The sequence below is a fragment of the Streptomyces sp. SPB162 genome (assembly GCF_029504575.1).
Lineage (GTDB): Bacteria > Actinomycetota > Actinomycetes > Streptomycetales > Streptomycetaceae > Actinacidiphila.
In genome coordinates, this window is sequence record NZ_JAQFII010000001.1 from 3,634,956 (window position 1) to 3,658,863 (window position 23,908).

Sequence of the window (23,908 nt, forward strand, 5' to 3'; positions counted from 1 at the left end):
CAGCAGTTCCCACGCCGGGGGCCCGACATGCGCCCCACCCACCGCCGGTTCACGGCAACCGCAACTCCACCGCCCGGTCACGTACCGGGGCCGAGCAGCCGAAGCGCTCGCTGCACGCGCCGTACGTCAGCAGCGCCCTCGCCACGCCGTCGACGCCCGCCCGCCGCACGGGGAGTTCGAGCGTTACCGGGCCGTCCTCGGAGACCGGCAGGTGCACGTCCAGACTCTCCGCCCGCAGCAGCCGCGTGCGCGCCGCGGTCGACGCTCCCCCCGCGGAGCGGATCGAGCCGTCGACGCGCAGCTTCGTGGGGATCGAGCAACACAGAAAACGGGCCCGCCCGATGCCGGTGGCATCGGGCGGGCCCGTCGGGGTCAGACGCGTTCAGGCCTGGTCAGTTGGCCTTCCAGCGGGGCTTGCGGTCGATCGAGCCGGTACCGGTCTGGCCGGGGCGGCTGTCACGGCGCTCGAACGTGCGGCCGGCGGGGCGCTCGTCGCGGCGGTCGCGGTTGAACGGGCGGTCGCCGCCGGTGCGGAAGCCGCCGCCGGTGGCCGGACGCTCTTCGCGGCGGTCACGGTTGAAGGCCGGACGGTCGGCGCCGCCGGAGCGGTAGCCGCCACCGGTGGCCGGACGGTCGTCGCGGCGCTCGAAGGAACGGCCGCCGGTCGGACGGTCACCGGTCGGGCGGTCGCCGCCGGAGCGGAAACCACCGGAGGACGGACGGTCGTCACGACGCTCGAAAGAACGGCCACCGGAGGGGCGCTCGTCACGACGGTCACGGTTGCCCTGGTAGCCACCGGAGGACGGACGCTCGTCGCGGCGCTCGAACGGACGGCCGCCGGTCGGGCGGTCGCCGCCGGAGCGGAAGCCACCGGAGGACGGGCGGTCGTCACGACGCTCGAAAGAACGGCCACCGGTGGGACGGTCGCCACCGGAGCGGAAGCCGCCCGAGGACGGACGGTCGTCACGACGCTCGAAAGAACGGCCACCGGAGGGGCGCTCGTCACGACGGTCGCGGTTGCCCTGGTAGCCACCGGAGCCCTGACGGTCGTCACGACGGCCGTAGTTGCCCCGGTCGTCACGGCGCTGCGGCTCCGGCTGGACCGGGATGGCCGCGATGCGGGCGGCCTCGGCCGCTGCGGCCTCGGCGATCTCCAGGGCCTTGGCGGCGACGGCCTCTTCCGGGTCCTCGCCACGCTCGCGGGCGGAGCGCATGGTGAGGCGGTCGGCCTCCTCGCGCAGCTCGGTGGCGCGGCGCTGCAGCTTCTCCAGCTCGCGGGTCATCTCGGCGACCTCACGCTCGGCCTGGGCCGCCGCGTTCTGGACCGAGTCGGCCTGGACGTCGGTCATCGAGCGGGCGCCGGTGATCGTGGCGACCTCCTCGTCGAAGACGCCCGAGCCACCGATGATGTGGCGCGAGGCGTCGACGCCCGCGTCCTCCATCAGACGGAAGATGGTCTTGCGCTGGTGCGGAAGCGCCAGCGACACGACCGTGCCGGACTCACCGGCACGGGCGGTACGGCCCGAACGGTGCAGGTAGTCCTTGTGGTCGGCGGCCGGGTCGACGTTCAGCACCAGGCCGATGCCGTCCACGTGGATACCGCGCGCGGCCACGTCGGTCGCGACGAGGACGTTGACGAGACCGCCCTTGAAGTCCTCCAGCACGCGGGTACGCGCGCCCTGGGTCATACCGCCGTGCAGCGCGTCGGCCTTGACGCCCGACTCGATGAGCTGCTCGGCGACGCGGTCCGCGCCCATCTGGGTGCGGACGAAGATGATCGTGCGGCCCTTGCGAGCCGCGATGGCGGCCGTGACCGGCGCCTTGTCCTTCGGCTTCACGACGAGCACGTGGTGGGTCATGGTGGTGACCGCGCCCTGCGCCGCGTCGACCTCGTGCGTGACCGGGTCCTTGAGGTAGCGCTTGACCAGCGAGTCGATCTCGTTCTCCAGGGTGGCGGAGAACAGCAGGCGCTGGCCGCCGACCGGGACCTGGTCGAGGATCTCGGTGACCTCGGGCAGGAAGCCCATGTCGGCCATCTGGTCGGCCTCGTCGAGGACCGCGATCTGGATCTTGTCGAGCGAAGCGGCGCCACGGTTCATCAGGTCGCGCAGCCGGCCCGGGGTGGCGACGAGGATGTCGACACCGCGCTCCAGCGCGTAGATCTGGTTGGACATCGAGGTGCCGCCGCAGACGACCTTCATCTTGAGGCCGAGGACGTCGCCGTACGGCTGCAGCGCGTCGGCGACCTGCATGGCGAGCTCACGGGTCGGCGTCAGGATGATGCCGCGCGGACGCTTCTTCTCGGTGTGGCCACCGGAGAGCAGCGTCAGCAGCGGCAGGCCGAAGGAGAGCGTCTTGCCGGAGCCGGTACGGCCACGGCCGAGGATGTCCTTGCCGGCCAGGGCGTCCGGGATGGTCGCGGCCTGGATCGGGAACGGCTTGGTGACGCCGTTCTGCGCGAGCTTGCGGACGATGCCCTCGGCGAGCCCCAGCTCTCCGAAGGTGACGCCGGTGTACTCCTCTTCCTCGGCCTCTTCGGCCTCGTCCACGGTGTCCGTGTCCGCGGTTTCGGCTGCCTCGGTGGAGGGGATGTCGTGGGTGTCGGCCTCGACGGCGTCGGTCTCGAGGGACTCGACGGCGGTCGTCTCGGCCGTGGTGTCGATCGTGGTGTCGTCAGTCACGGAGTCGTCCGTGGACATGGCGGTACGGTCGGCGGTGTTAATGGGCATGCTAAAGCTGAACCTCTCGGAGACTCGGCACGCGCCAGCTCCGGGGTTCGCATACAACCGCCTCGATGCGGTCAGCAGCCTGGAGAAAAGGAACGCGCCACGCGGCGCTCTTCGGATTCGGCGCCGGGCATTAGGATCAAACGATCTACCAGCATACGCATGTCCGGCCCGCTTGACCAATCGGGCCGTCGTGGGGCCGGGAACACGCTGCTGGCTTCCTACTTTACACCGGATACGGCCGATTGGGCGGGCTCGGCCGGTGATGCCGGTTACACCCGACGAGCCGACTACGCCGGGGGCGCGCTTACGCCGCGGGCGCCGACTCGACGGGGGACGCCGACGGCGAGGCCGGCGTGGTCGTGGGCGGCGCCGGGGCTTCGGTGGTCGCCGAAACCGTGGCGGTGGGCGTCGGGCTGGAGGCGGGGACGGAGGGCGCGGTCCCGCCCGGCCCGGCGGACGGCTTGCCCGGGGCCGGCGTCGGCTTCGCGGCCGCCGGGGCGCCGCCCAGCGGCGGCACCCCACTGGTGGAGGCGGAGGGGGACGGCGAACCGTTCGGCTTGGCCTTGTGCCCACCGGACGCGGGCCTGCCGCCCTCCGCCCGCGTTCCGTCCGGGCCCGCGTCGACCCGCGCCGACGGCGAGACCCCCTGCGGCCGCGGGTCGTCCCGCGACTCCCCGGTGCTCATACAACCGGCCGTCAGGAGGACGGCGGTGGCGGCGAGTAGGGCTCCGGCGGTCCGCGAGGCGACGCGGGAGGAGGAAGGGGGCATGTGCATGCACCTCGGGGAGTCAGGACGCGGCGGGCAGGGTCTCTGGTGCCCAACGCCCGCGCGGCCCCCCAGGACACGCCCGGCCCGGCACCGCATCCGCGCCGCGCCACCGGCCCGCGACCTCACCGGCCCGGTCCATCCCCTCCTCCCCACGCCCCGTCCGCCCACTGCCCGGCGCCCGCCGAAACCGTCACCCGTAGCCGAGCGCGTGCAGCCGTTCGTCGTCGATGCCGAAGTGGTGGGCGATCTCGTGGACGACCGTCACCTCGGTCTCCGCGACCGCCTCCTCCCGGTCGGCGCACATCCGCAGCGTCGGCCCCCGGTAGATCGTGATCCGGTCCGGCAGCACCCCTGCGTACCACTCGCCCCGCTCGGTCAGGGGTGTCCCCTCATAGAGACCGAGCAGATCGGGGTCCTTGGGGTCGGGCTCGTCCTCGACGAATACGGCGACGTTGTCCATCAGCCGTGTCAGCTCGGCGGGAATCCGGTCGAGCGCTTCGCCGACCAGTTCCTCGAACTCCTCGCGCGTCATCTCCAGCACTCGCCCATTGTCGGTCATGGGCGGCGGATCTCCCGGTGCGCGGCACCACTTCCGGACCACCTTCCCGGCACCCCCTCCCCCCCACCGCGGCCCGGTCCCCGCCCGCCCCCGCGACCGGCCGGTAACCGTTTTGGCGATACCCGGCGGCATCCCATATGCTTCTCACGTCCCCGACGGCGCCGAGAGAAGCGCCCAAGGCGGGCCAATTAGCCCTCATCGTCTAGTGGCCCAGGACGCCGCCCTTTCAAGGCGGTAGCACGGGTTCGAATCCCGTTGGGGGTACGCTTTACCGTGTGTGAGACTCGTCTTACACATAGCTAGGTCCTGTGGAGCAGTTTGGAGTGCTCGCCACCCTGTCAAGGTGGAGGCCGCGGGTTCAAATCCCGTCAGGACCGCTGCGGCTGGGTAGCTCAGTTGGTACGAGCGACCGCCTGAAAAGCGGTAGGTCGCCGGTTCGACCCCGGCCCCAGCCACCGCACGACGAAGGCCCCGTCTCCGGACGGGGCCTTCGTCGTTCCCCGGTTTGTCGTTCCCCGGTTCGTCGTCATCCCGAGGCCTTCGTCGTCCCCGGGCATTCGTCGTTCCTCAGGACCTTCGGCCGGTGTCCGATGCGTCACACTCCCCGGCCCCGGACCCGCGCCGGGCACCCCCGCGGATAGACCCGGATTCAACGACTTTCGCCGGATCTCCCGCTCGACCGCGCGCCGCCCCCGGGTCGAGCCCGGCTCGCACCGCCGCGAAATGATTCGCGGACTCTTCGAACCGGGTGCGATCCTGGGGGCCGTATGTCTACCCAGCCTGCTTCCGCCTCCAGTGCCGCCGGCCAGCCCGGCCCCGCCACCCTCGCCGACCTGGGATCCCGTCTCTCCGCACTGTCGCTCCGCGACGAAGTGCGGCTCGGCCGCCGTCTCGAAGGCGCCCGCCGGATCCGCAAGACCGAAGCCCGCGCGGCGGTGCTGGCGGAGATCGCCGGCCAGATCGAGCAGGGCGAGGCGCGGGTGGAGCGCCGGCGCGCCGCCGTGCCCACGATCACGTATCCCGAGCAGTTGCCGGTCAGCCAGAAGAAGGACGAGATCCTGGCGGCCGTCCGCGATCACCAGGTCGTGATCGTCGCGGGGGAGACCGGTTCCGGCAAGACCACCCAGATCCCCAAGATCTGCCTGGAGCTGGGGCGCGGGGTGCGAGGCCTCATCGGCCATACGCAGCCACGCCGGATCGCGGCCCGCACCGTCGCGGACCGGGTCGCGGAGGAGCTGAACACCCCGCTCGGCGAGGCCGTCGGCTGGAAGGTCCGCTTCACCGACCAGGTCGGCGACCGCACCCTGGTCAAGCTGATGACCGACGGCATCATGCTCGCGGAGATCCAGACCGACCGCGAGCTGCTGCAGTACGACACGATCATCATCGACGAGGCGCACGAGCGCAGCCTCAACATCGACTTCATCCTGGGCTACCTCGCCCAGCTGCTCCCCCGCCGCCCCGACCTCAAGGTGATCATCACCTCGGCCACCATCGACCCCGCGCGCTTCTCCCGGCACTTCGGGGACGCCCCGGTCGTCGAGGTGAGCGGGCGGACGTTCCCGGTGGAGGTCCGCTACCGGCCGCTGCTCGCCGAAGAGGGCGATGACGACGACCGCGACCAGGTCACCGCGATCTGCGACGCGGCGGAGGAGCTGCAGCGCGAGGGGCCGGGCGACATCCTGGTCTTCCTCTCCGGCGAACGGGAGATCCGCGACACCGCGGACGCGCTCAACAAGCTGAACCTGCGCTCCACGGAGGTGCTGCCGCTGTACGCGCGGCTCTCCTCCGCCGAGCAGCACCGGGTCTTCCAGAAGCACGCCGGCCGCCGCATCGTGCTGGCCACGAACGTCGCCGAGACGTCCCTGACCGTGCCCGGCATCCGGTACGTGATCGACCCGGGCAACGCCCGCATCTCCCGCTACAGCCACCGCACCAAGGTGCAGCGGCTGCCGATCGAGGCGATCTCGCAGGCCAGCGCCAACCAGCGCAAGGGACGTTGCGGGCGTACCTCGGACGGCATCTGCGTACGGCTGTACTCCGAGGAGGACTTCGAGTCCCGGCCGGAGTTCACCGACGCGGAGATCCTGCGGACCAACCTGGCGTCCGTCATCCTGCAGATGACGGCGGCCGGCCTCGGCGACATCGCCAGGTTCCCCTTCATCGACCCGCCGGACAGCCGTCACATCAAGGACGGCGTCCAGCTCCTGGAGGAGCTCGGCGCGCTCGACCCGAAGGAGAAGGACCACCAGAAGCGGCTGACCCCGCTGGGCCGCAAGCTGGCCCAGCTGCCGGTCGACCCGCGGCTCGCCAGGATGGTGCTGGAGGCCGACCGCAACGGCTGTGTCCGTGAGGTCATGGTGATCGCGGCCGCGCTGTCGATCCAGGACCCGCGTGAGCGGCCCGCGGAGAAGAAGCAGCAGTCGGACGAGAAGCACCGCCGGTTCGCCGACGAGACCAGCGACTTCCTGGCGTACCTGAACCTGTGGCGCTACGTGCGCGAGCAGCAGAAGGAACTGTCGTCCTCCGCGTTCCGCCGGATGTGCCGGTCGGAGTACCTGAACTACCTGCGGATCCGCGAGTGGCAGGACATCTACAGCCAGCTGCGCTCGGTCGCCAAGACCATGGGCATCCATCTGGAGGAGAAGGAGAGCGACGCGGCTCCCGACTCCCAGCGGCTGCACTCGTCGCTGCTGGCCGGGCTGCTGTCGCACCTGGGTCTCAAGGACACCGACAAGAACGAGTACCTGGGCGCCCGCAGCGCCAAGTTCGCGATCTTCCCCGGTTCTGCGCTGTTCAAGAAGCCGCCGCGCTGGATCATGTCGGCCGAGCTGGTGGAGACCTCGCGGCTGTGGGCGCGGGTCAACGCGAAGATCGAGCCGGAGTGGGTCGAGCCGCTCGCGCAGCACCTGGTGAAGCGCACCTACAGCGAGCCGCACTGGGAGAAGGACCAGGCCGCGGTGATGGCGTTCGAGCGGGTGACGCTGTACGGCGTGCCGATCGTCGCGCAGCGCAAGGTGAATTACGGACGGATCGACGCAGAGGTCTCACGGGATCTGTTCATCCGCAACGCGCTGGTCGAGGGCGACTGGCGTACCCATCACCAGTTCTTCCACGACAACCGCAAGCTGCTCGGTGAGGTCGAGGAGCTCGAACACCGGGCCCGCCGCCGGGACATCATGGTCGACGACGAGACGCTCTTCGACTTCTACGATCAGAAGCTGCCTCAGGACGTCGTATCCGGCGCCCACTTCGACTCCTGGTGGAAGCAGAAGCGCCGGGACGAACCAGAACTGCTCAACTTCGAGCAGTCCATGCTGATCAACGAGGCCGCCCAGACCGTCACCAAGGACGACTACCCGGACTCCTGGCGCCAGGGGCGGCTCAAGTTCAAGGTGACGTACCAGTTCGAGCCGGGGGCGGACGCCGACGGCGTGACCGTCCACATCCCGCTCCAGGTGCTCAACCAGGTCACCCCCGACGGCTTCGACTGGCAGATCCCGGGCCTGCGCGAGGAGGTCGTTACCGAGTTGATCCGGTCGCTCCCCAAGCCGATCCGCCGCCACTACGTCCCCGCGCCGAACTACGCGAAGGCGTTCCTCGACCGGGTGGTGCCGGTCCAGGAGCCGCTGCCCGACACGCTCGCCCGCGAGCTGCAGCGGATGGTCGGCGTCCGGATGGACGTCGAGGACTTCGACCTCGGCAAGGTCCCCGACCACCTGAAGATCACCTTCCGGGTGATCGACGAGCGCGGTCGCAAACTCGCCGAGGACAAGGACCTGGAGGCGCTGACCCTGCGGCTCAAGCCGAAGACGCGCGAGGTGATCTCCAAGGCCGCCGACGCCATCGGCATCGAGCAGCGCACGGGCCTGACCCAGTGGACCGTCGGCAGCCTGCCGCGCACCTTCGAGACCCGGCGGGGCGGCCAGCCCGTGAAGGCGTACCCCGCGCTGGTCGACGAGGGCGCGAGCGTCGGCGTGCGGCTCTTCGACACCGAGGCCGAGCAGAGCGCCGCGATGTGGGCAGGCACGCGGCGGCTGATCCTGCTCAACATCCCCTCGAACCCGTCGAAGTTCGCCCAGGGCCGGCTGAACAACGAGGCCAAGCTGGCGCTCTCGCGCAATCCGCACGGCAGCATCCAGGCGCTCTTCGACGACTGCGTCACCGCCGCCGCCGACCAGCTGATCGCCGCGCACGGCGGCCCGGCGTGGGACGAGGAATCGTTCCGCAAGCTCTTCGACAAGGTCCGCACCGACCTGGTCGACCTGACCGTGAAGACCGTGAGCCGGGTCCAGCAGGTGCTGGCCGCCTGGCAGGCCTGTGAACGCCGCCTGAAGGCCACCACGAGCCTCGTCCTGATCGCGAACCTGGCGGACGTCAAGGAGCAGCTGGCGGCCCTCGTACCGGCCGGCTTCGTGACCACCACGGGCCTGCGGCGGCTGCCCGACCTCATGCGGTACCTGGTGGCGGTCGACCGCCGGCTCCAGCAGATGCCCACCAACGTCCAGCGGGACACCATGCGCATGGAGAAGGTCCAGGAGATCCAGCGCGAGTACGCGGAGCTGCTGGCGTCCCGGCCGGCCGGGCGCCCGGTTCCGGACAAGGTTCGGGACATTCGCTGGCTGATCGAGGAGCTGCGCGTCAGCTACTTCGCGCACGCGCTGGGCACCTCGCAGCCCGTCTCCGACAAGCGCATCTTCAAGGTGCTGGACGAGGCCTGGGGCTGACGGTCCGGGTCACGGGGGCGGGCGGGCCGTCCGGCCGGGGGACGCTCCGCCGGGGGCCGTCGGCCGCGCCCGGTGCGGGTCCGGTGCCGGTCCGGTGCCGGTCCGGTGCCGGTCCGGGGACGTGCCTCCGAACGAGTTCGACCCCACCCCCTGACCTGCTGTACAGTCTCACTCGCAGCGCAGGAAGGTTCAGCGCCGCAAAGCCTGGTCCTGTGGAGCAGTTTGGAGTGCTCGCCACCCTGTCAAGGTGGAGGCCGCGGGTTCAAATCCCGTCAGGACCGCATTATCGAGAGGCCCGGATCCCTTGTGGATCCGGGCCTCTCGCGTTGCGGCCGGTCCGCGCCGCCCGCCCGTCCACACCCCCCGACCCGCCCCCGTTCCGCTCCCGTTTCGCCCCAGCGGGCGGGGCTGTGCGCCGTCTTGACGGGTCCCGGCGGCCGCCGGTACGCCTTGCGGTATGACGTCGACTCCCAGGCACGAGACGAGGGCGCTGCTCCGTGCCCACCTGGCGGCCGCGTCGGGTAGCAGGCACCTCACCCGACACTGCGTCACCTGCCACCGCCTGTTGCGCCTTGCCCTCCTGAGGCCCGATCCCCCATTACCGCAAGGATCTGAGCACCCACAAGACCCGTGCATGTGACGGGCGTCACTCAAAGATTTCCAAGACGTGGGGAACTGGACCCCCTTCTGGAGGGTGTCAATTTAATATGTGCAATTGCACCCGTGCCCGATCTGCCCGCGATGCGCACCGGACGGCAGCGACAGGTCCGCGCAAGATGGCCACAAGACTCCACAGCGGACCCCACAGAGACGCTCGCGCCACGCCGGCGGGCAGTCGGCGCAACTGCCCCCGAAAGCCCCGCAACGTCCCGCAACGCCTCCGCAGCACGGCCCCCAGCGCCCCTCAAGGGCCCCTGGGGGCACAAAAAAGATCGCATCGGACCCGGCGGAGTCCGATGCGATCTCTGTGTCCTTGTGGCGTCCCCGATGGGGGCAGGGAGCCCGTGGAACGGTGGAGCAGGTGACTTATGGGGTGGGGGCCCCAAAAGTCGGCCCTAAAGGGCATGTAAGGGCTTGTCAGGCCTCGCTGCGCTGCTGCGGAATGCCCGCCAGAAGTGCGCGGACCTCCGCCTCGCGGTAGCGGCGGTGCCCGCCGAGCGTGCGGATGGACGTGAGCTTCCCAGCCTTGGCCCACCGCGTGACCGTCTTCGGGTCCACGCGGAACATCGTGGCGACCTCAGCGGGGGTCAGCAGCGGCTCGGCATCAGGGGTGCGAGCGGTCATGAGCGGCCTCCTCGAGAGAACCGAACCAGCGCGGTTCTACCTCTAAATTCTGCACCTTGACCCGTGTTGCCCGAAATGGCGGACGCGGGCCGAGTCGGTAATAGGACGAACGGCTTGTCCTCGGCACTACAACTACACCATCCGTCCAGCCTCGTCGGCCAAACCGATGGAATTGCCCTCTCAGGGGTTCAAGCTCTACGGAAGCCGATGGACCATGCCATAACGGACAGTCACTCCAGAGTGACGATCAGTCACAGCTGGATCACCAGCCCCATCCCCACCCTCAAGATATGCAATACCGGACAACCCACCCATTGCTGGACGGAACCAGCTCTTCCAGGACTCGTTGTCCCATATTGGCACGACCGGTAGGGATGTCCGCAAGAGTCCCCTTACGTGCTCTCCGTCACGCTTGAGCCAATGGCCCGGATCGGGACCATCGTCCCGGGCAGGCCCACGGCCCCTCGTCCGGCCTCGTGGGGTGCCTCTGACGGCGCGTCGGCAGCCGCCGGGATCCGCACACCGGTGTCGGGCCGCCGGGGCTCGCCCCCCGAGGGTCAGCTGGCGAACTGCAGCTCGCGGATGGTCCGCCAGCGCTCGGTGAGCCGCTCGTACGCCTCGGAGGCCGCGGCCCCCGAGCCGTCCTTGAGCGCGGCGAGACCCTCGGCCACGTCGGCAGCCGAGCGGTCCTCCGCGAGATCGGCCTCGGGGATCGCGTGCACCAGGCCGCCGTAATCCAGCTCGACCAGGGAGCGCGGGTGGAACTCCTCCAGCCAGCGGCCCACGTCGATCAGGCCGTCGATCAGCGGGCCTTCCTCCAACGCGTCCTTGAGCACCCGCAGTCCGCGCGCCACCCGGCGGCGGGCCTGCACCATCGGCGTCCGGTACCGCATCAGCGGCTCCTTGGCCTCGCCGAGCCCGGCCGGCTCGTACTCGCGCTCGTCATCGCCGAACAGGGCGAACCAGCGCATCGGCACGTGCCACGTCGCGGAGCGGATCCACGGCCGGGCGTCCGGGTTGCGCTCCCGCCACGCCTCGTGGTCCGCCTCCGCCTGGGCGCGCACCACGGCGGGCAGCACGGCGTCCAGCAGGACCTCTGGCAGCTCCTCGGCGAGGGCGTCCAGCGCCAGCCAGCCGCGCAGCCGGGTACGCCAGGGGCAGATGTGCGTCACGCCGTTGACGACGGCCACGAAGGCGTCGCGACTCTCGTGCACCGGGACGGCCACCGGCGGGACGGGCAGCAGGTCGGCCAGCGACTGCCGCAGCTCGTCCTGTGCGGTCCGCACCTCGCCCGCGGCCGCGTAGCGGTTCCAGTGGGTGCGTTCGGGTTCGGGGAACGCCGCCAGCGGCTCGTAGACCCGCAGATACGCCGCGTACGGGACCAGCACCGACGACAAGCCCACACCCGCTCCCTCGTGACCGGCTCTCACCCGAATCGTCCCACGCTCCGGCCCCCGGTGGGGGTGATCCACAGCACTGTGCCCGACCGGCTTGTTCTCTCGGTCCGGTCGGGCTCGTTCCGCCGGTACGAACCCGACCGCGGACCGACCACGGACCGACCACGGACCGATGCGTTCCGGCCGGATGGAACGGCACGTTCCGGACCTTCGGCCGCAAACACGCAGCCCACGGGGGACGGATGGGGGACGGATGAAGGACGTACGGTGCGCAGCGGAGGCCGTTCGCGATCAATCGGTCGGGCCCTACGGCCGTGCGGGTCGCCTGCGGGCAATACGCTTGCGCCAACCGGCCCTCCCCACCCGCACGGAGGGCAACCTCTGGACTGCAGGAGTCACCACCGTGACCGACGTTCTTCAGACTTCCAGCGTCGTCTCCAAACTGTTCCGGTCGGAACAGGGCGGACACGAGCAAGTCGTCTTCTGCCAGGACCGTGCGAGCGGCCTCAAGGCCGTCATCGCGCTCCACTCCACCGCTCTGGGCCCGGCCCTCGGCGGTACCCGCTTCTACGACTACGCGACCGACGAAGAGGCCGCGCTCGACGCCCTGAACCTCTCCCGCGGCATGTCGTACAAGAACGCCCTGGCCGGTCTCGACCACGGTGGCGGCAAGGCCGTGATCATCGGTGACCCGGAAGCGATCAAGAGCGAAGACCTGCTGCTCGCCTACGGTCGTTTCGTGGCCTCCCTCGGTGGCCGTTACGTCACCGCCTGCGACGTCGGCACCTACGTGGCCGACATGGACGTCGTCGCCCGCGAGAACCGCTGGACGACCGGCCGCTCCCCCGAGAACGGCGGCGCCGGCGACTCCTCCGTACTGACCGCCTTCGGCGTCTTCCAGGGCATGCGCGCCGCCGCCCGCAGCCAGTGGGGTGAACCGACGCTGCGCGGCCGGCGGGTCGGCATCGCCGGCGTCGGCAAGGTCGGCCACCACCTGGTGGAGCACCTGATCGAGGACGGTGCCGAGGTCGTGATCACCGACGTTCGCGCCGAGGCCGTCGACCGGATCCGTGCCCGCCACCCGCAGATCAGCGCCGTCACCGACGCCGACGTCCTGATCCGCACCCCGCTCGACGTCTACGCGCCCTGCGCGCTCGGCGGCGCGCTGAACGACGAGACCGTGCCGGCCCTCACCGCCACCATCGTGTGCGGCGCGGCCAACAACCAGCTCGCCCACCCCGGCGTCGAGAAGGACCTCGCCGACCGCGGGATCCTCTACGCGCCCGACTACGTGGTGAACGCCGGTGGCGTGATCCAGGTCGCGGATGAGCTGCATGGCTTCGACTTCGACCGGGCCAAGGCCAAGGCAACCAAGATTTTTGACACGACCGCCGCCATTTTCGATCGCGCGCGGACCGACGGCATCCCGCCGGCCGCCGCCGCGGACCGGCTGGCCGAGCAGCGCATCGCCGACCGGACCCCGGCCGCCGACTGGCTGCGTCCCGAAGCAGGCTGATTCCAGCCACTTACCCGCCGGTCACCCGCCGCTCACCTGGTGTGCGGCGGGCGGCCGCCTGTCCAGGAGTCCGCCAGGAGTCCGCCCGGGGACAGGCGGCCGCCCGCCGCACGGGATCTTCCGCGGAACCGCCCGGTGGTCCACCCGCCGACGCGGTGGGTGACCGAACGCACGAAGCGATAGCAAGTTCGCGCTAGAACCAGGTAAAATCACGGCTGACCAGCCAGGACAGGGCCCACTTCGGCTCCCGCTCCGACGCGCGTCGTGCGGGCGACGTACCGTGCGGCTCCGGAAGCAGGTACCGTTGAAGCCCTACGGACCGGTCTCTCAGCTGAGAGACCGCTCCGATTCATGAACGCGTGTCAAGACTCGGGGCCATCGAGCCCCGCCGTTGAGGGGGTCGAGCCATGGGGCGCGGCCGGGCCAAGGCCAAGCAGACGAAGGTCGCCCGCCAGCTGAAGTACAACAGCGGCGGAACCGATCTCACACGTCTGGCCGACGAGCTGGGCGCATCGTCACCACTTCCGGTACTTCCGCCGGAGCCTGTTGTGGACGATGACGACGAGAACGACGACGACGATCCGTACGCACAGTACGCGAGTCGTTACAACGATGATGACGAGGACGAGGACGCGGAGCCCTCGCCGCAACGTCGTCACTCTTGACGCTGCATTTCTACAGACCCGGTCCGGGGCCCGCCCCGGACCGGGTTTCGTCGTGGCCCGCGGCTCCCGGAGCCCGTCCGAAGGACTGACCCCGGGAGCCCGACCTCTCGACTACTTCGCGTAGTCCCCGGTCAGGGTCACGGCTTCGGCGTGGTCACCGCGTTCGACGACCTCGCCGCTCACCCATGCCTCCACCCCGCGGTCGGCAAGCGTGGCCAGCGCCACGTCCACCGACTCCTGCGGCACGACCGCGATCATGCCGACACCCATGTTCAGCGTCTTCTCCAGCTCCAGCCGCTCCACCCCGCCGAGCTCACCGACAGTGGTGAAGACCGGGTCCGGCCGCCAGGTCGAACGGTCGACGGTGGCGTGCAGGTGGTCGGGGATCACGCGGCCGAGGTTGTTGGCCAGGCCGCCGCCGGTGATGTGCGAGAACGCGTGCACCGGAGCGAGCCGGGTGAGCGCGAGGCAGTCCAGCGAGTAGATCCTGGTCGGCTCCAGCAGCTCCTCGCCGAGGGTGCGGCCGAATTCCGGAACGTCCCGGTCCAGCTCCCAGCCGGCCCGGTCGAAGAAGACGTGGCGCACCAGCGAGTACCCGTTGGAGTGAAGTCCCGAGGACTCGATCGCGATCACCGCGTCACCCGAACGGATACGATCCGCGCCCAGCACCTGGTCGGCCTCGACCACACCGGTGCCCGCGCCCGCGACGTCGAAGTCGTCAGGACCCAGCAGCCCCGGGTGCTCGGCGGTCTCGCCGCCGACCAGCGCGCAGCCGGCCAGCACACAGCCCTCGGCGATGCCCTTGACGATCGCCGCGACCCGCTCGGGGTAGACCTTGCCGACGCAGATGTAGTCGGTCATGAAGAGCGGCTCGGCGCCGCACACGACCAGGTCGTCCACGACCATGCCGACCAAGTCGTGGCCGATGGTGTCGTAGACGCCCATCTTGCGGGCGATGTCGACCTTCGTGCCGACGCCGTCCGTGGCGGAGGCGAGCAGCGGCCGCTCGTAGCGCTTGAGGGCGGAGGCGTCGAAGAGCCCGGCGAACCCGCCGAGGCCACCGACGACCTCGGGGCGGGAGGCCTTTTTGACCCATTCCTTCATCAGGTCAACGGCGCGGTCGCCCGCTTCGATGTCCACGCCGGCGGAGGCGTAGCTGGCGCCGGTATTCTCAGGCATGGCTGGGAACTTTCACGTCGTCGAATGGGTGCGGGGCGATCGCCGGGGCGGCGATCAGGGGAGCCGGATGCACGAACACCGGCTCCCGGGTTGCGTCGGCGGGGGCTTCCGCAACGGGGAACTGCAACAGCGAACTGCCTTCAGAGTGCCCGACTAGGGACGGCGCAGCGCGTCGGCGGCGTCCGCGCCACCGGCCAGCTCGGTCTCCAGGAGCTGCTTGCCGAGCAGCTCCGGGTCGGGCAGGTCCATCGGGTAGACACCGTCGAAGCACGCGCGGCACAGGTTCGGCTTCGCGATCGTCGTCGCCTCGACCATGGCGTCCAGCGAGATGTACGCGAGCGAGTCCGCCCCCAGCGACTTGCCGATCTCCTCGACGGACATGCCGTTGGCGATCAGTTCGGCGCGGGTCGCGAAGTCGATGCCGAAGAAGCACGGCCACTTGACCGGCGGCGACGAGATCCGGATGTGGACCTCGGCGGCCCCCGCCTCGCGGAGCATCCGCACCAGCGCGCGCTGGGTGTTGCCGCGGACGATCGAGTCGTCCACGACGATCAGCCGCTTGCCGCGGATGACGTCCTTGAGCGGGTTCAGCTTGAGCCGGATACCCAGCTGCCGGATGGTCTGCGACGGCTGGATGAACGTCCGGCCGACGTACGAGTTCTTGACCAGGCCGGTCCCGTACGGGATCCCGCTCGCCTCGGCGTAGCCGACGGCGGCCGGCGTGCCGGACTCCGGGGTCGGTATCACCAGATCGGCTTCGACGGGCGCCTCGGCGGCCAACTTGCGGCCCATCTCCACCCGGGACAGGTAGACGTTCCGCCCCGCGATGTCGGTGTCGGGACGCGCCAGGTACACGTACTCGAAGATGCAGCCCTTGGGCTTGGCCTCCGCGAATCGGGTGGTCCGCAGACCGTTCTCGTCGATCGCGATCAGCTCGCCGGGCTCGATCTCCCGGACGAAGCTTGCACCGCAGATGTCGAGGGCTGCGGACTCCGAGGCGACGACCCAGCCGCGCTCCAGCCGGCCGAGCACCAGCGGGCGGATGCCCTGCGGGTCACGCGCCGCGTACAGCGTGTGCTCGTCCATGAAGACGAGGCTGAAAGCACCCTTGACTTGAGGCAGCACCTTGCCGGCGGCGAGTTCGACGGAGAGCGGCTTGCCGTCCTCGTCGACCTGGCCGGCCAGCAGCGCCGTCACGAGATCGGTGTCATTGGTGGCGGCCACCCGCGTGGCCCGGCCGTTGCCCTGGGGCAGGTCGGCGACCAGCTCGGCGAGTTCCGCCGTGTTGACCAGGTTGCCGTTGTGACCGAGCGCGATCGACCCGTTGGCGGTGGCGCGGAAGGTGGGCTGGGCGTTCTCCCACACCGAGGCACCGGTGGTCGAGTAGCGGGCGTGACCGACGGCGATATGGCCGGTCAGAGAGCCGAGAGAGGTCTCGTCGAAGACCTGGGAAACAAGCCCCATATCCTTGAAGACCAGGACCTGGGAGCCATTGCTCACAGCGATGCCCGCGGACTCCTGTCCGCGGTGCTGCAGGGCGTACAGACCGAAATAGGTGAGCTTGGAGACCTCTTCGCCGGGGGCCCAGACTCCGAAGACGCCGCAAGCGTCCTGGGGGCCCTTCTCGCCGGGGAGCAGGTCGTGGTTGAGTCGTCCATCACCACGAGGCACACCACGAGTCTAAGGCAGATTCGACCCGCGTCCGAACGGGGGACGCCCAGCGAACCCGGCGATCACGGGTGTGACCACGGGTGTCTCACCGCAGGTGAGGCGAGGATCACGTGCTTTACGCCCCCCGGGCGGACAGGGCGTGAGCGCCCCGCTACGGGCAGGTGGTCAGCCCAGCACGGGAAGGTGGGCCGCAAGATCGGCCCGCTCGCCGGAGGCGGAGACGGCCGCCTCGTCCAGGGCGGTCTTCCAGTCGGTCCGACCGGTGGCGAGCCGGATCCACGTCATGGGATCGGTCTCGACGACGTTCGGCGGGGTCCCACGGGTGTGCCGGGGGCCCTCCCCGCACTGGACGGGCCGCGTAGGGCGGGATACGCACCTCGACGGAGTTGCCCGGCGCCTTGACGGCGAGCGCGTCGGCCAGCAACCGGGTGACGGCCGCGACGGCCTGCCGGTCGTGCGCCACCTCAACACCGGTGGCGCGCGCGAGGTCGTCCCCGTGCACGACGAGCTCCACGAGCCGGGTGACGGTCATGTCCAGCGCCCGCATCGCCCCGAACACGTGCGGAACGATCCTGTCGGCCCGCACCGCCTCGTCCAGGAACGGCTCCAGCCGTTCGGCCGCCGCGTCGATCGCACCCGCGGGGTCACCCATCCCGGCAGCGGTCTCCCGCGTGGAGGCATCCAGTCGGTCCGCGATGGCGGCGGTGGACACCGCCCACACCGACAGCCCGGTCACCGGGGGCGCCGGATCCGGCTCGGGCTCGCCCAGCAGCATTCCGACGGCATCGATCTGTCGCACGATGTGCGCCACCAGCAACCGCACATCCCACCCGGGCAGCCCGGAGGGAGCCGCCCAGTTGCTCCGGACCCAGCGCACGCACCGCCGCCCGCACGGCTCCCACCTCCGCAACGAGCGCGGCTCGCGTCCTGGCAGGGTCATAACTACGGGCACGGCGACCGGCAGACGTCATGGAGCGAGCGTATGCGGCTCCCTCGGGCTTGTCCCCGGGGTTGTCCCCGGGGTTGTCCCCGGGGACAGGAGTCCGCTCGGCGCTCAGCCCTGGCGGGGGCGCTCGAAGGTCAGCAGCAGACCCTCGACGGCGCCGGGACCGATCCGGCCCTTGACGTCGGCGGCGGTGATCGCCTTGAGCGCCCAGCCGTCACCGGCGTGCTTATTGAGCGTCTTCTCCAGCTTGTCGCCGTCCAGCGCGTCCCCGATCAGCGATTCACGGAACGAAACAACCTTGTACTCGAACATGGCCCAGCCCCTTGCGCGGTCGTACGGAATCCGTCGGGCGCCAGCCAACCACGCCCGTGCGGGCCCGGGGCGGCAGGGGTGAAACCGCGGGTGCGTCACGTCGATCCCCAAAAGGGGACCTCCTCGAACATCCGTACAACGAATGTGCAAAGATCGCGGGGAATTGGGGGGCACGGCAAGGAAGATCGTGCCGTCCAGTGAGATTCAGGGGGCATTTTTCATGACATTCATCAAGCGCGGCCGCGCGTTCAAGCGCGCGCTCGCCGCCACCGCGATCACCGTCGCGATGGCCGCCACCGCAGCCGGCACCGCCAGCGCAGCCGGGGGCCCGGAAGACGCCGTCAGCGCACAGGCCCAGGCCGTGGCCAAGCAGCACCCCAAGGCCGCCAAGAACGCCAAGACCGCGTTCGCGGCCCCGCGCGCCGACGCCGCGGGCACGGCAGCGCCGCACTTCGCGATGTCGGCCGTGAACAAGCAGGACAAGCAGCTCAGCCTGTACTTCCCGAACGGCACGGGTGGCTTCGAAGCCCGTTACCCGGTCAACGTCAACTACGACTTCGCGGCCGGCGTGCAGAACGTCGACAACGACAAGGACGGCTTCACCGACGGCACCTACACCGTCGTCAAGGACGGCCGGCTGCTCTACGCCGACGCCGACGCCAACGTCACGACCATCGGTGGCGGCTGGCAGACCTACAACACGATCCTCTCCCCCGGTAACCTCGGTGGCGCGCCGGAAGCCGATGTCTTCGGCATCGACAAGTCCGGCGTGATGTACGTGTACCTCGGCTACGCCGACGGCCACCTGAACCCGCGCCTGCGCGTCAGCAGCGGCTGGGGCCTGTACAACCAGATCGCCGGCCAGGCCGACCTGACCGGTGACGGTCGGGCCGACATCGTCGCCCGCGACAAGGCCGGAACGCTGTGGCTCTACAAGGGCACCGGCAACTACAAGGCCCCCTTCGCCAACCGCGTCAGCATCGGTGGCGGGTGGAACATGTTCGACCGCCTGCTCTCCATCGGCGACATGGACAGCGACGGCATAACGGACCTCATCGCCCGTACGCCCAGCGGCGAGGTGTACCGGTACTCCGGTACCGGCAACGCGAGTGCCCCGCTCAAGGCGCGCGTCAAGATCGGTGTCGGCTTCCAGAACTGGACCCTGCTCTAAGAGTCCCCACGGCCGGCGACACTTTCTCGCCGGCCCCCCGTGGACGCAGCCCGGCCCCGGCCCTCGAAAGAGGTCCGGGGCCGGGCTGTTTCACGGGGCGGCGCCGGGCTACGGGGTGGCGGGCCCGGAGTCGCCGGCCTTGACCGGGCGGTGGCTGCGGTTCGAGCAGTACGAAGTGGTGCTTCTGCGACGCTGCGCGCCTTGACCGCGCGGAGGGGCGGCCCCCGGCGCTGCGCGCCTGCCAGTGGGGCGGTCCGCTGCGCTTCCCGGGGCGAAGCCCGGAGTTGGCTGGGGCAGGTGCGGCGGCGCGGGCGAGTGAGAAGGCCTCGGCATCCGGTTCGGGCCCGGAGGATCAGCTCGTGTGGCCGGAGCCTCGCTAAGTGAAGCTCTAGCCACCCTTAGGGATCCACGTCTCCCGAAAGGCCGCCTCGTTGACCCCACCAGACAACGCTCGTCACAACCGCCCCACCTTCCGGCAGGATGGGCGGATCAAACGCCACCCGCCCCCGGGGCGGGAAACGAACCCGGTCCCCTTCCAACCGCACCACCCGCAGGGCACCGCCGAAGCCGGCCCACCCCGACCCCGCCCGGGGAGCGCAGCGGACCGCCCCACTGGCAGGCGCGCAGCGCCGCACCCTCCCCCCTCCGCGCGGTCAAGGTGCGCAGCGCCGCAGACGCACCACTCCGCACTGCCCGAACCCCAGCCCCCGAACCCGCCCGAGCCCCGCCACCCGCCTCAACCACCCGGCCACCTCCCGGGCAGCGCAGCGGACCGGAATCCACTCCGCCTCCCGGACCGCGCAGCGGGCCAACCCCCTGGCAGAGCGCGCAGTGCCGGGCCGCCCTCCGCCCGGTCAAGGCGCGCAGTGCCGGGCCGCCCTCCGCGCGCCCGAACTCCAGCCACGACCCAGCCGGCGCAGACCCATAGATCTGCCGAAGCCAGGCCGTACGACGGCCGCCGGCTCCCTGAACCACTCGGTCCCCAGCAGCAACCCGAAGACCGGGACCGGTAGCCGCACCAGCAGGCGGAACAACGTCGCCGCGCGGCCCCTACCCGCCGCCACCTGGGATCGGTGGGCCGCGAGGGCCGCCCGCTTCTGGCGTGCGTACGGGCGGACGTCGAACCGGTGGGTGATCTCCGCTGAGGGGGTGTACGCCGTGCGCAGCGCCCGTGCGTCATAGCCGAGCAGACGCAGAAACCGCGCCGCGCGGGCGATCGGCTCTCTCGGCCGCGTCGCTTCCAGGACGCGAGTGCCGGTCAGGCGGGCGGCCGTCGCGGCCACTTCGTGGACCTTCACGTGGTCGCGGTGGCCGTAACCGCCCTGGGCGTCGTAGCTGAGCAGGAGGGCGGCGCGCTCCTCACGGAGCAGTGCCGCGAGCTTCGATGCGGCCTCGTCGAGGTCCGCGCGGGCGAACCGCACGCGGCCCGGCGGGTCGGGGAAGAGCAGCGGGCCGTGGCCGCTGTCGGCGTAGCCGAGGTGCACCACGCGGGCGACGCCCAGCACCGCGGCGCTCGCCCGCAGTTCGTCCAGGCGCTCCGTCGGGGCGCCCGTCATCCCGTCGCAGGCGACAGCCACGACCACCCGGTGGCCCTCCGCGGCCAGTCGCGCCAAGGTTCCGCCGGTGAGGACCACCTCGTCGTCCGGGTGGGCGTGAAAGGCGAGGATCGTCTTCATCCCCGCCATCCTGGCAGGTCCCGGCCCCCCTTCCGAGGGGCCGGGACCCGGCACGGACGGGATCAGGCCAGCAACGCCGGGATCGTCGCCTCGTGCGCCTGCTTCAGCTCACTCAGCGGGATCGTGAACTGGTCCTGGACCTCGATCACGTCGCCGTCCACGACACCGATGCGCGCCGCCGGCAGGCCCCGTGCGCCGCACATGTCGTTGAAGCGGAGCTCCTCGCTGCGGGGGACGGCGACGACCGCGCGGCCCGCCGACTCGCTGAAGAGCAGGACGAACGGGTCGACGTCGTCAGGGACGACGATCCGGGCGCCCTTGCCGCCGCGCAGGCACGACTCGGTGACGGCCTGGATGAGGCCGCCGTCCGAGAGGTCGTGTGCGGCGTCGATCATGCCGTCGCGGGAGCCGGAGATGAGGATCTCGCCGAGCAGCCGCTCGCGCTCCAGGTCCACCTTGGGGGGCAGTCCGCCCAGGTGCTGGTGGATGACCTCGGACCAGGCCGAGCCGCCGAGCTCCTCGGCCGTGTCACCGAGGAGGTACAGCAGCTGTCCCTCTTCCGCGAACGCCATCGGCGTACGGCGGTTGACGTCGTCGATGACGCCGAGCACCGCGACCACCGGAGTCGGGTGGATGGCGACGTCGCCGGTCTGGTTGTAGAGCGAGACGTTGCCGCCGGTGACCGGGGTGCCCAGGATCAGGCAGCCGTCGGCCAGACCGCGGGTGGCCTCCGCGAACTGCCACATGACGTCCGGGTCCTCGGGGGAACCGAAGTTGAGGCAGTCCGAGATGGCGAGCGGCTTGGCCCCGGTGGCGGCGACGTTGCGGTACGCCTCCGCCAGCGCGAGCTGCGCGCCGGTGTACGGGTCGAGCTTGGCGAAGCGGCCGTTGCCGTCGGTGGCGATGGCCACGCCGAGGTTGGTGTCCTCGTCGATGCGGACCATGCCCGAGTCCTCGGGGTACGACAGCACCGTGTTGCCCTGCACGAACCGGTCGTACTGGTCGGTGATCCAGGACTTCGACGCCTGGTTCGGCGACGAGACGAGGGCCAGCACCTGACGGCGCAGTTCGTCGCCGCCCACCGGGCGGGGCAGCTTGTTCGCGTCGTCGGCCTGGAGGGCGTCCTGCCAGGACGGGCGGGCGAACGGGCGGTCGTAGACCGGGCCCTCGTGGGCGACGGTGCGCGGCGGGACGTCCACGATCTGCTCGCCGTGCCAGAAGATCTCCAGCCGCTCGCCCTCGGTCACCTCACCGATGACGGTGGCGATGACGTCCCACTTCTCGCAGATCTCCAGGAAGCGCGCGACCTTCTCCGGCTCGACGATCGCGCACATGCGCTCCTGGGACTCGCTCATGAGGATTTCCTCGGGCGAGAGGGAGGAGTCGCGCAGGTGGACGGTGTCGAGCTCGACGCGCATGCCGCCGGAACCGGCCGAGGCCAGCTCGGAGGTGGCGCAGGACAGGCCCGCGCCGCCGAGGTCCTGGATGCCGTTGACGAGGTCGGCCTTGAAGATCTCCAGGGTGCACTCGATGAGGAGCTTCTCCTGGAACGGGTCGCCGACCTGCACCGCGGGGCGCTTGCTGGGCTTCGCGTCGTCGAAGGTCTCCGAGGCGAGGACCGAAACGCCGCCGATGCCGTCGCCGCCGGTGCGGGCACCGTAGAGGATGACCTTGTTGCCGGCACCGGACGCCTTGGCGAGGTGGATGTCCTCGTGCTTCATGACGCCGACGCAGAGCGCGTTGACCAGCGGGTTGCCCTGGTAGCAGGCGTCGAAGACGACCTCGCCGCCGATGTTCGGCAGGCCGAGGCAGTTGCCGTAGCTGCCGATGCCGGACACGACGCCGGGCAGCACGCGCTTGGTGTCGGGGTGGTCCGCGGCACCGAAGCGCAGCGGGTCCATGACGGCGATCGGCCGGGCACCCATCGCGAGGATGTCGCGGACGATGCCGCCGATGCCGGTGGCCGCGCCCTGGTGGGGCTCGATGTACGAGGGGTGGTTGTGCGACTCGACCTTGAAGGTGACCGCATACCCCTGGCCGACGTCGACGACGCCCGCGTTCTCGCCGATGCCGACGAGCATGGCGTCGTTCTCGGGGGCCTTCTCGCCGAACTGCTTGAGGTGGACCTTGCTGCTCTTGTACGAGCAGTGCTCGGACCACATGACGGAGTACATGGCGAGCTCGGCGCCGGTCGGGCGGCGGCCGAGGATCTCGCGGATGCGCGCGTACTCGTCGGGCTTGAGGCCGAGTTCCGCCCAGGGCTGCTCGGCCTCGGGGGTCTTCTCGGCGTTCGTGACGGTGTCGAGGGTCATGCGTTGACCAGCTTCTTCAGGATCGAGGTGAAGAATCCGAGGCCGTCGGTGCCACCGGTGCCGATCAGCGGCTCGACGGCGTGCTCGGGGTGCGGCATGAGGCCGACGACGTTGCCCGCGGCGTTGGAGATGCCGGCGATGTCGCGCAGCGAGCCGTTCGGGTTGACGTCGAGGTAGCGGAAGACCACGCGGCCCTCGGCTTCCAGCTCGTCCAGCGTCCGCTCGTCGGCCACGTAGCGGCCGTCGATGTTCTTCAGCGGGATGGAGATCTCCTGGCCGGCCGCGTAGTCGGCGGTCCAGGCGGTGTCCGCGTTCTCCACCCGCAGCTTCTGGTCGCGGCAGATGAAGTGCAGGTGGTTGTTGCGCAGCATCGCGCCGGGCAGCAGGTGCGACTCGGTCAGCACCTGGAAGCCGTTGCAGATGCCGAGGACCGGAAGGCCGTCCTTGGCGCCCGCGATGATCGACTCCATGACGGGGGAGAAGCGCGAGATCGCGCCCGCCCGCAGGTAGTCGCCGTAGGAGAAGCCGCCGGGCAGGACGACCGCGTCGACCTGGTGGAGGTCCTTGTCGCGGTGCCACAGCGGCACCGGCTCGGCACCGGCGACGCGGATCGCGCGCTGGGTGTCGCGGTCGTCGAGCGTCCCGGGGAAGGTGACGACGCCGACGCGTGCGGTCACGATTCCACCTTCACGATGAAGTCCTCGATGACGGTGTTGGCAAGGAAGGTTTCGGCCATCTCCCGGACGCGGGCGAGGACGGCGTCGTCAACCGGCCCCTCCACCTCCAGTTCGAATCGCTTTCCCTGGCGGACGTCCGCGATCCCTTCGAACCCGAGACGCGGCAGTGCGCGATGCACAGCCTGGCCCTGGGGGTCGAGGATCTCCGGCTTGAGCATGACGTCGACTACGACGCGTGCCACTGGCACTCCCGGTGTTGTGGTGGTGCGTGAAGTGACTTCAGCGTACCCGCCACAAAAATCTACGCGGGTAGATATA

18 protein-coding genes, 4 tRNA genes and 1 pseudogene are annotated in these 23,908 nt (G+C 70.4%); 9 read left to right on the plus strand and 14 right to left on the minus strand.

What is annotated here, in order from left to right; all coding sequences use genetic code 11:
• Positions 1-49 precede the first annotated feature (49 nt).
• From M2266_RS16555 to M2266_RS16570, 4 genes are all read right to left on the minus strand, one after another.
• On the minus strand, positions 50-217 hold the full coding sequence (locus tag M2266_RS16555) for a hypothetical protein (RefSeq protein WP_277438888.1): 168 nt from the start codon (positions 215-217) through the stop codon (positions 50-52).
• A 175-nt stretch (positions 218-392) separates the two neighbouring features.
• Positions 393-2,699, minus strand: coding sequence for a DEAD/DEAH box helicase (locus M2266_RS16560; protein ID WP_277441235.1), 2,307 nt, complete (start codon positions 2,697-2,699; stop codon positions 393-395).
• A gap of 334 nt (positions 2,700-3,033) precedes the next feature.
• Positions 3,034-3,498, minus strand: coding sequence for a hypothetical protein (locus M2266_RS16565; protein WP_277438889.1), 465 nt, complete (start codon positions 3,496-3,498; stop codon positions 3,034-3,036).
• A 190-nt stretch (positions 3,499-3,688) separates the two neighbouring features.
• Positions 3,689-4,039 carry a metallopeptidase family protein gene (locus tag M2266_RS16570; protein WP_277441236.1) on the minus strand — a complete coding sequence of 117 codons (351 nt, stop codon included), beginning with the start codon at positions 4,037-4,039 and terminating at the stop codon, positions 3,689-3,691.
• Positions 4,040-4,248: 209 nt separating this feature from the next.
• On the opposite strand from M2266_RS16570, the gene M2266_RS16575 reads away from it, so the two are divergent.
• The 6 genes from M2266_RS16575 to M2266_RS16600 all read left to right on the plus strand — a co-directional run bounded on the left by M2266_RS16575 (position 4,249) and on the right by M2266_RS16600 (position 9,424).
• A tRNA-Glu gene (locus M2266_RS16575) sits at positions 4,249-4,321 on the plus strand.
• A gap of 38 nt (positions 4,322-4,359) precedes the next feature.
• Positions 4,360-4,434 (plus strand) — tRNA-Asp (locus M2266_RS16580).
• A gap of 4 nt (positions 4,435-4,438) precedes the next feature.
• Positions 4,439-4,512, plus strand: a tRNA-Phe gene (locus tag M2266_RS16585).
• Positions 4,513-4,824: 312 nt separating this feature from the next.
• Entirely contained in the window at positions 4,825-8,784 is a 3,960-nt protein-coding gene (gene hrpA, locus M2266_RS16590) for an ATP-dependent RNA helicase HrpA (RefSeq protein ID WP_277438890.1), read from the plus strand.
• Positions 8,785-8,990: 206 nt separating this feature from the next.
• Positions 8,991-9,065: transfer RNA gene (locus M2266_RS16595), tRNA-Asp, on the plus strand.
• A gap of 176 nt (positions 9,066-9,241) precedes the next feature.
• Positions 9,242-9,424, plus strand: coding sequence for a DUF6274 family protein (locus tag M2266_RS16600; RefSeq protein ID WP_277438891.1), 183 nt, complete (start codon positions 9,242-9,244; stop codon positions 9,422-9,424).
• A gap of 437 nt (positions 9,425-9,861) precedes the next feature.
• Here M2266_RS16600 and bldC read toward each other — a convergent pair whose 3' ends face one another.
• Entirely contained in the window at positions 9,862-10,068 is a 207-nt protein-coding gene (gene bldC, locus M2266_RS16605; protein ID WP_003949541.1) for a developmental transcriptional regulator BldC, read from the minus strand.
• 557 nt (positions 10,069-10,625) lie between these two features.
• Positions 10,626-11,471, minus strand: coding sequence for a hypothetical protein (locus M2266_RS16610; protein ID WP_277438892.1), 846 nt, complete (start codon positions 11,469-11,471; stop codon positions 10,626-10,628).
• Between the two features lie 397 nt (positions 11,472-11,868).
• Here M2266_RS16610 and M2266_RS16615 point away from each other — a divergent pair, with 397 nt between their 5' ends.
• Positions 11,869-12,981, plus strand: a complete 1,113-nt coding sequence (locus M2266_RS16615; RefSeq protein ID WP_277438893.1) for a Glu/Leu/Phe/Val dehydrogenase dimerization domain-containing protein — start codon at positions 11,869-11,871, stop codon at positions 12,979-12,981.
• A gap of 407 nt (positions 12,982-13,388) precedes the next feature.
• Positions 13,389-13,646, plus strand: coding sequence for a DUF3073 domain-containing protein (locus M2266_RS16620; RefSeq protein WP_269278924.1), 258 nt, complete (start codon positions 13,389-13,391; stop codon positions 13,644-13,646).
• A gap of 111 nt (positions 13,647-13,757) precedes the next feature.
• On the opposite strand, the gene purM is transcribed toward M2266_RS16620, so the two are convergent.
• The 4 genes and pseudogenes from purM to M2266_RS16640 form a co-directional block, all read right to left on the minus strand.
• Positions 13,758-14,825, minus strand: coding sequence for a phosphoribosylformylglycinamidine cyclo-ligase (gene purM / locus M2266_RS16625; RefSeq protein ID WP_277438894.1), 1,068 nt, complete (start codon positions 14,823-14,825; stop codon positions 13,758-13,760).
• Between the two features lie 153 nt (positions 14,826-14,978).
• Positions 14,979-16,496 (minus strand): amidophosphoribosyltransferase, encoded by a 1,518-nt coding sequence (purF, locus tag M2266_RS16630; RefSeq protein WP_277438895.1) that lies wholly within the window; start codon positions 16,494-16,496, stop codon positions 14,979-14,981.
• A gap of 165 nt (positions 16,497-16,661) precedes the next feature.
• Positions 16,662-17,467: pseudogene (locus M2266_RS16635) on the minus strand (sterol carrier family protein).
• An 83-nt stretch (positions 17,468-17,550) separates the two neighbouring features.
• Positions 17,551-17,754, minus strand: a complete 204-nt coding sequence (locus M2266_RS16640) for a DUF4177 domain-containing protein (RefSeq protein WP_269278912.1) — start codon at positions 17,752-17,754, stop codon at positions 17,551-17,553.
• Positions 17,755-17,974: 220 nt separating this feature from the next.
• Here M2266_RS16640 and M2266_RS16645 point away from each other — a divergent pair, with 220 nt between their 5' ends.
• A complete protein-coding gene (locus tag M2266_RS16645; protein ID WP_277438896.1) occupies positions 17,975-18,925 on the plus strand; it encodes a VCBS repeat-containing protein in 951 nt (316 codons plus the stop codon).
• 854 nt (positions 18,926-19,779) lie between these two features.
• On the opposite strand, the gene M2266_RS16650 is transcribed toward M2266_RS16645, so the two are convergent.
• The 4 genes from M2266_RS16650 to purS all read right to left on the minus strand — a co-directional run bounded on the left by M2266_RS16650 (position 19,780) and on the right by purS (position 23,832).
• Complete coding sequence (locus M2266_RS16650) at positions 19,780-20,601, minus strand: PIG-L family deacetylase (protein ID WP_277438897.1); 822 nt, start codon at positions 20,599-20,601, stop codon at positions 19,780-19,782.
• Between the two features lie 62 nt (positions 20,602-20,663).
• Positions 20,664-22,913: a phosphoribosylformylglycinamidine synthase subunit PurL gene (purL, locus tag M2266_RS16655; protein WP_277438898.1), complete on the minus strand. Its 2,250-nt coding sequence runs from the start codon at positions 22,911-22,913 to the stop codon at positions 20,664-20,666.
• Entirely contained in the window at positions 22,910-23,590 is a 681-nt protein-coding gene (purQ, locus tag M2266_RS16660) for a phosphoribosylformylglycinamidine synthase subunit PurQ (protein WP_277438899.1), read from the minus strand. Before purQ ends, purL begins: the two co-directional genes overlap by 4 nt.
• Positions 23,587-23,832: a phosphoribosylformylglycinamidine synthase subunit PurS gene (gene purS, locus M2266_RS16665; protein ID WP_277438900.1), complete on the minus strand. Its 246-nt coding sequence runs from the start codon at positions 23,830-23,832 to the stop codon at positions 23,587-23,589. The genes purQ and purS overlap by 4 nt, the downstream gene beginning before the upstream one ends.
• Positions 23,833-23,908: the final 76 nt, after the last annotated feature.

What these genes read in the sequence shown, in the direction of transcription:
- M2266_RS16560 (WP_277441235.1), bottom strand. Translation starts at nt 2,699, where the DNA reads ATGTCCACGGACGACTCCGTGACTGACGACACCACGATCGACACCACG.
- M2266_RS16565 (WP_277438889.1), bottom strand. Translation starts at nt 3,498, where the DNA reads ATGCCCCCTTCCTCCTCCCGCGTCGCCTCGCGGACCGCCGGAGCCCTA.
- hrpA (WP_277438890.1), top strand. Translation starts at nt 4,825, where the DNA reads ATGTCTACCCAGCCTGCTTCCGCCTCCAGTGCCGCCGGCCAGCCCGGC.
- M2266_RS16600 (WP_277438891.1), top strand. Translation starts at nt 9,242, where the DNA reads ATGACGTCGACTCCCAGGCACGAGACGAGGGCGCTGCTCCGTGCCCAC.
- bldC (WP_003949541.1), bottom strand. Translation starts at nt 10,068, where the DNA reads ATGACCGCTCGCACCCCTGATGCCGAGCCGCTGCTGACCCCCGCTGAG.
- M2266_RS16620 (WP_269278924.1), top strand. Translation starts at nt 13,389, where the DNA reads ATGGGGCGCGGCCGGGCCAAGGCCAAGCAGACGAAGGTCGCCCGCCAG.
- purM (WP_277438894.1), bottom strand. Translation starts at nt 14,825, where the DNA reads ATGCCTGAGAATACCGGCGCCAGCTACGCCTCCGCCGGCGTGGACATC.
- M2266_RS16640 (WP_269278912.1), bottom strand. Translation starts at nt 17,754, where the DNA reads ATGTTCGAGTACAAGGTTGTTTCGTTCCGTGAATCGCTGATCGGGGAC.
- M2266_RS16645 (WP_277438896.1), top strand. Translation starts at nt 17,975, where the DNA reads ATGACATTCATCAAGCGCGGCCGCGCGTTCAAGCGCGCGCTCGCCGCC.
- M2266_RS16650 (WP_277438897.1), bottom strand. Translation starts at nt 20,601, where the DNA reads ATGAAGACGATCCTCGCCTTTCACGCCCACCCGGACGACGAGGTGGTC.
- purL (WP_277438898.1), bottom strand. Translation starts at nt 22,913, where the DNA reads ATGACCCTCGACACCGTCACGAACGCCGAGAAGACCCCCGAGGCCGAG.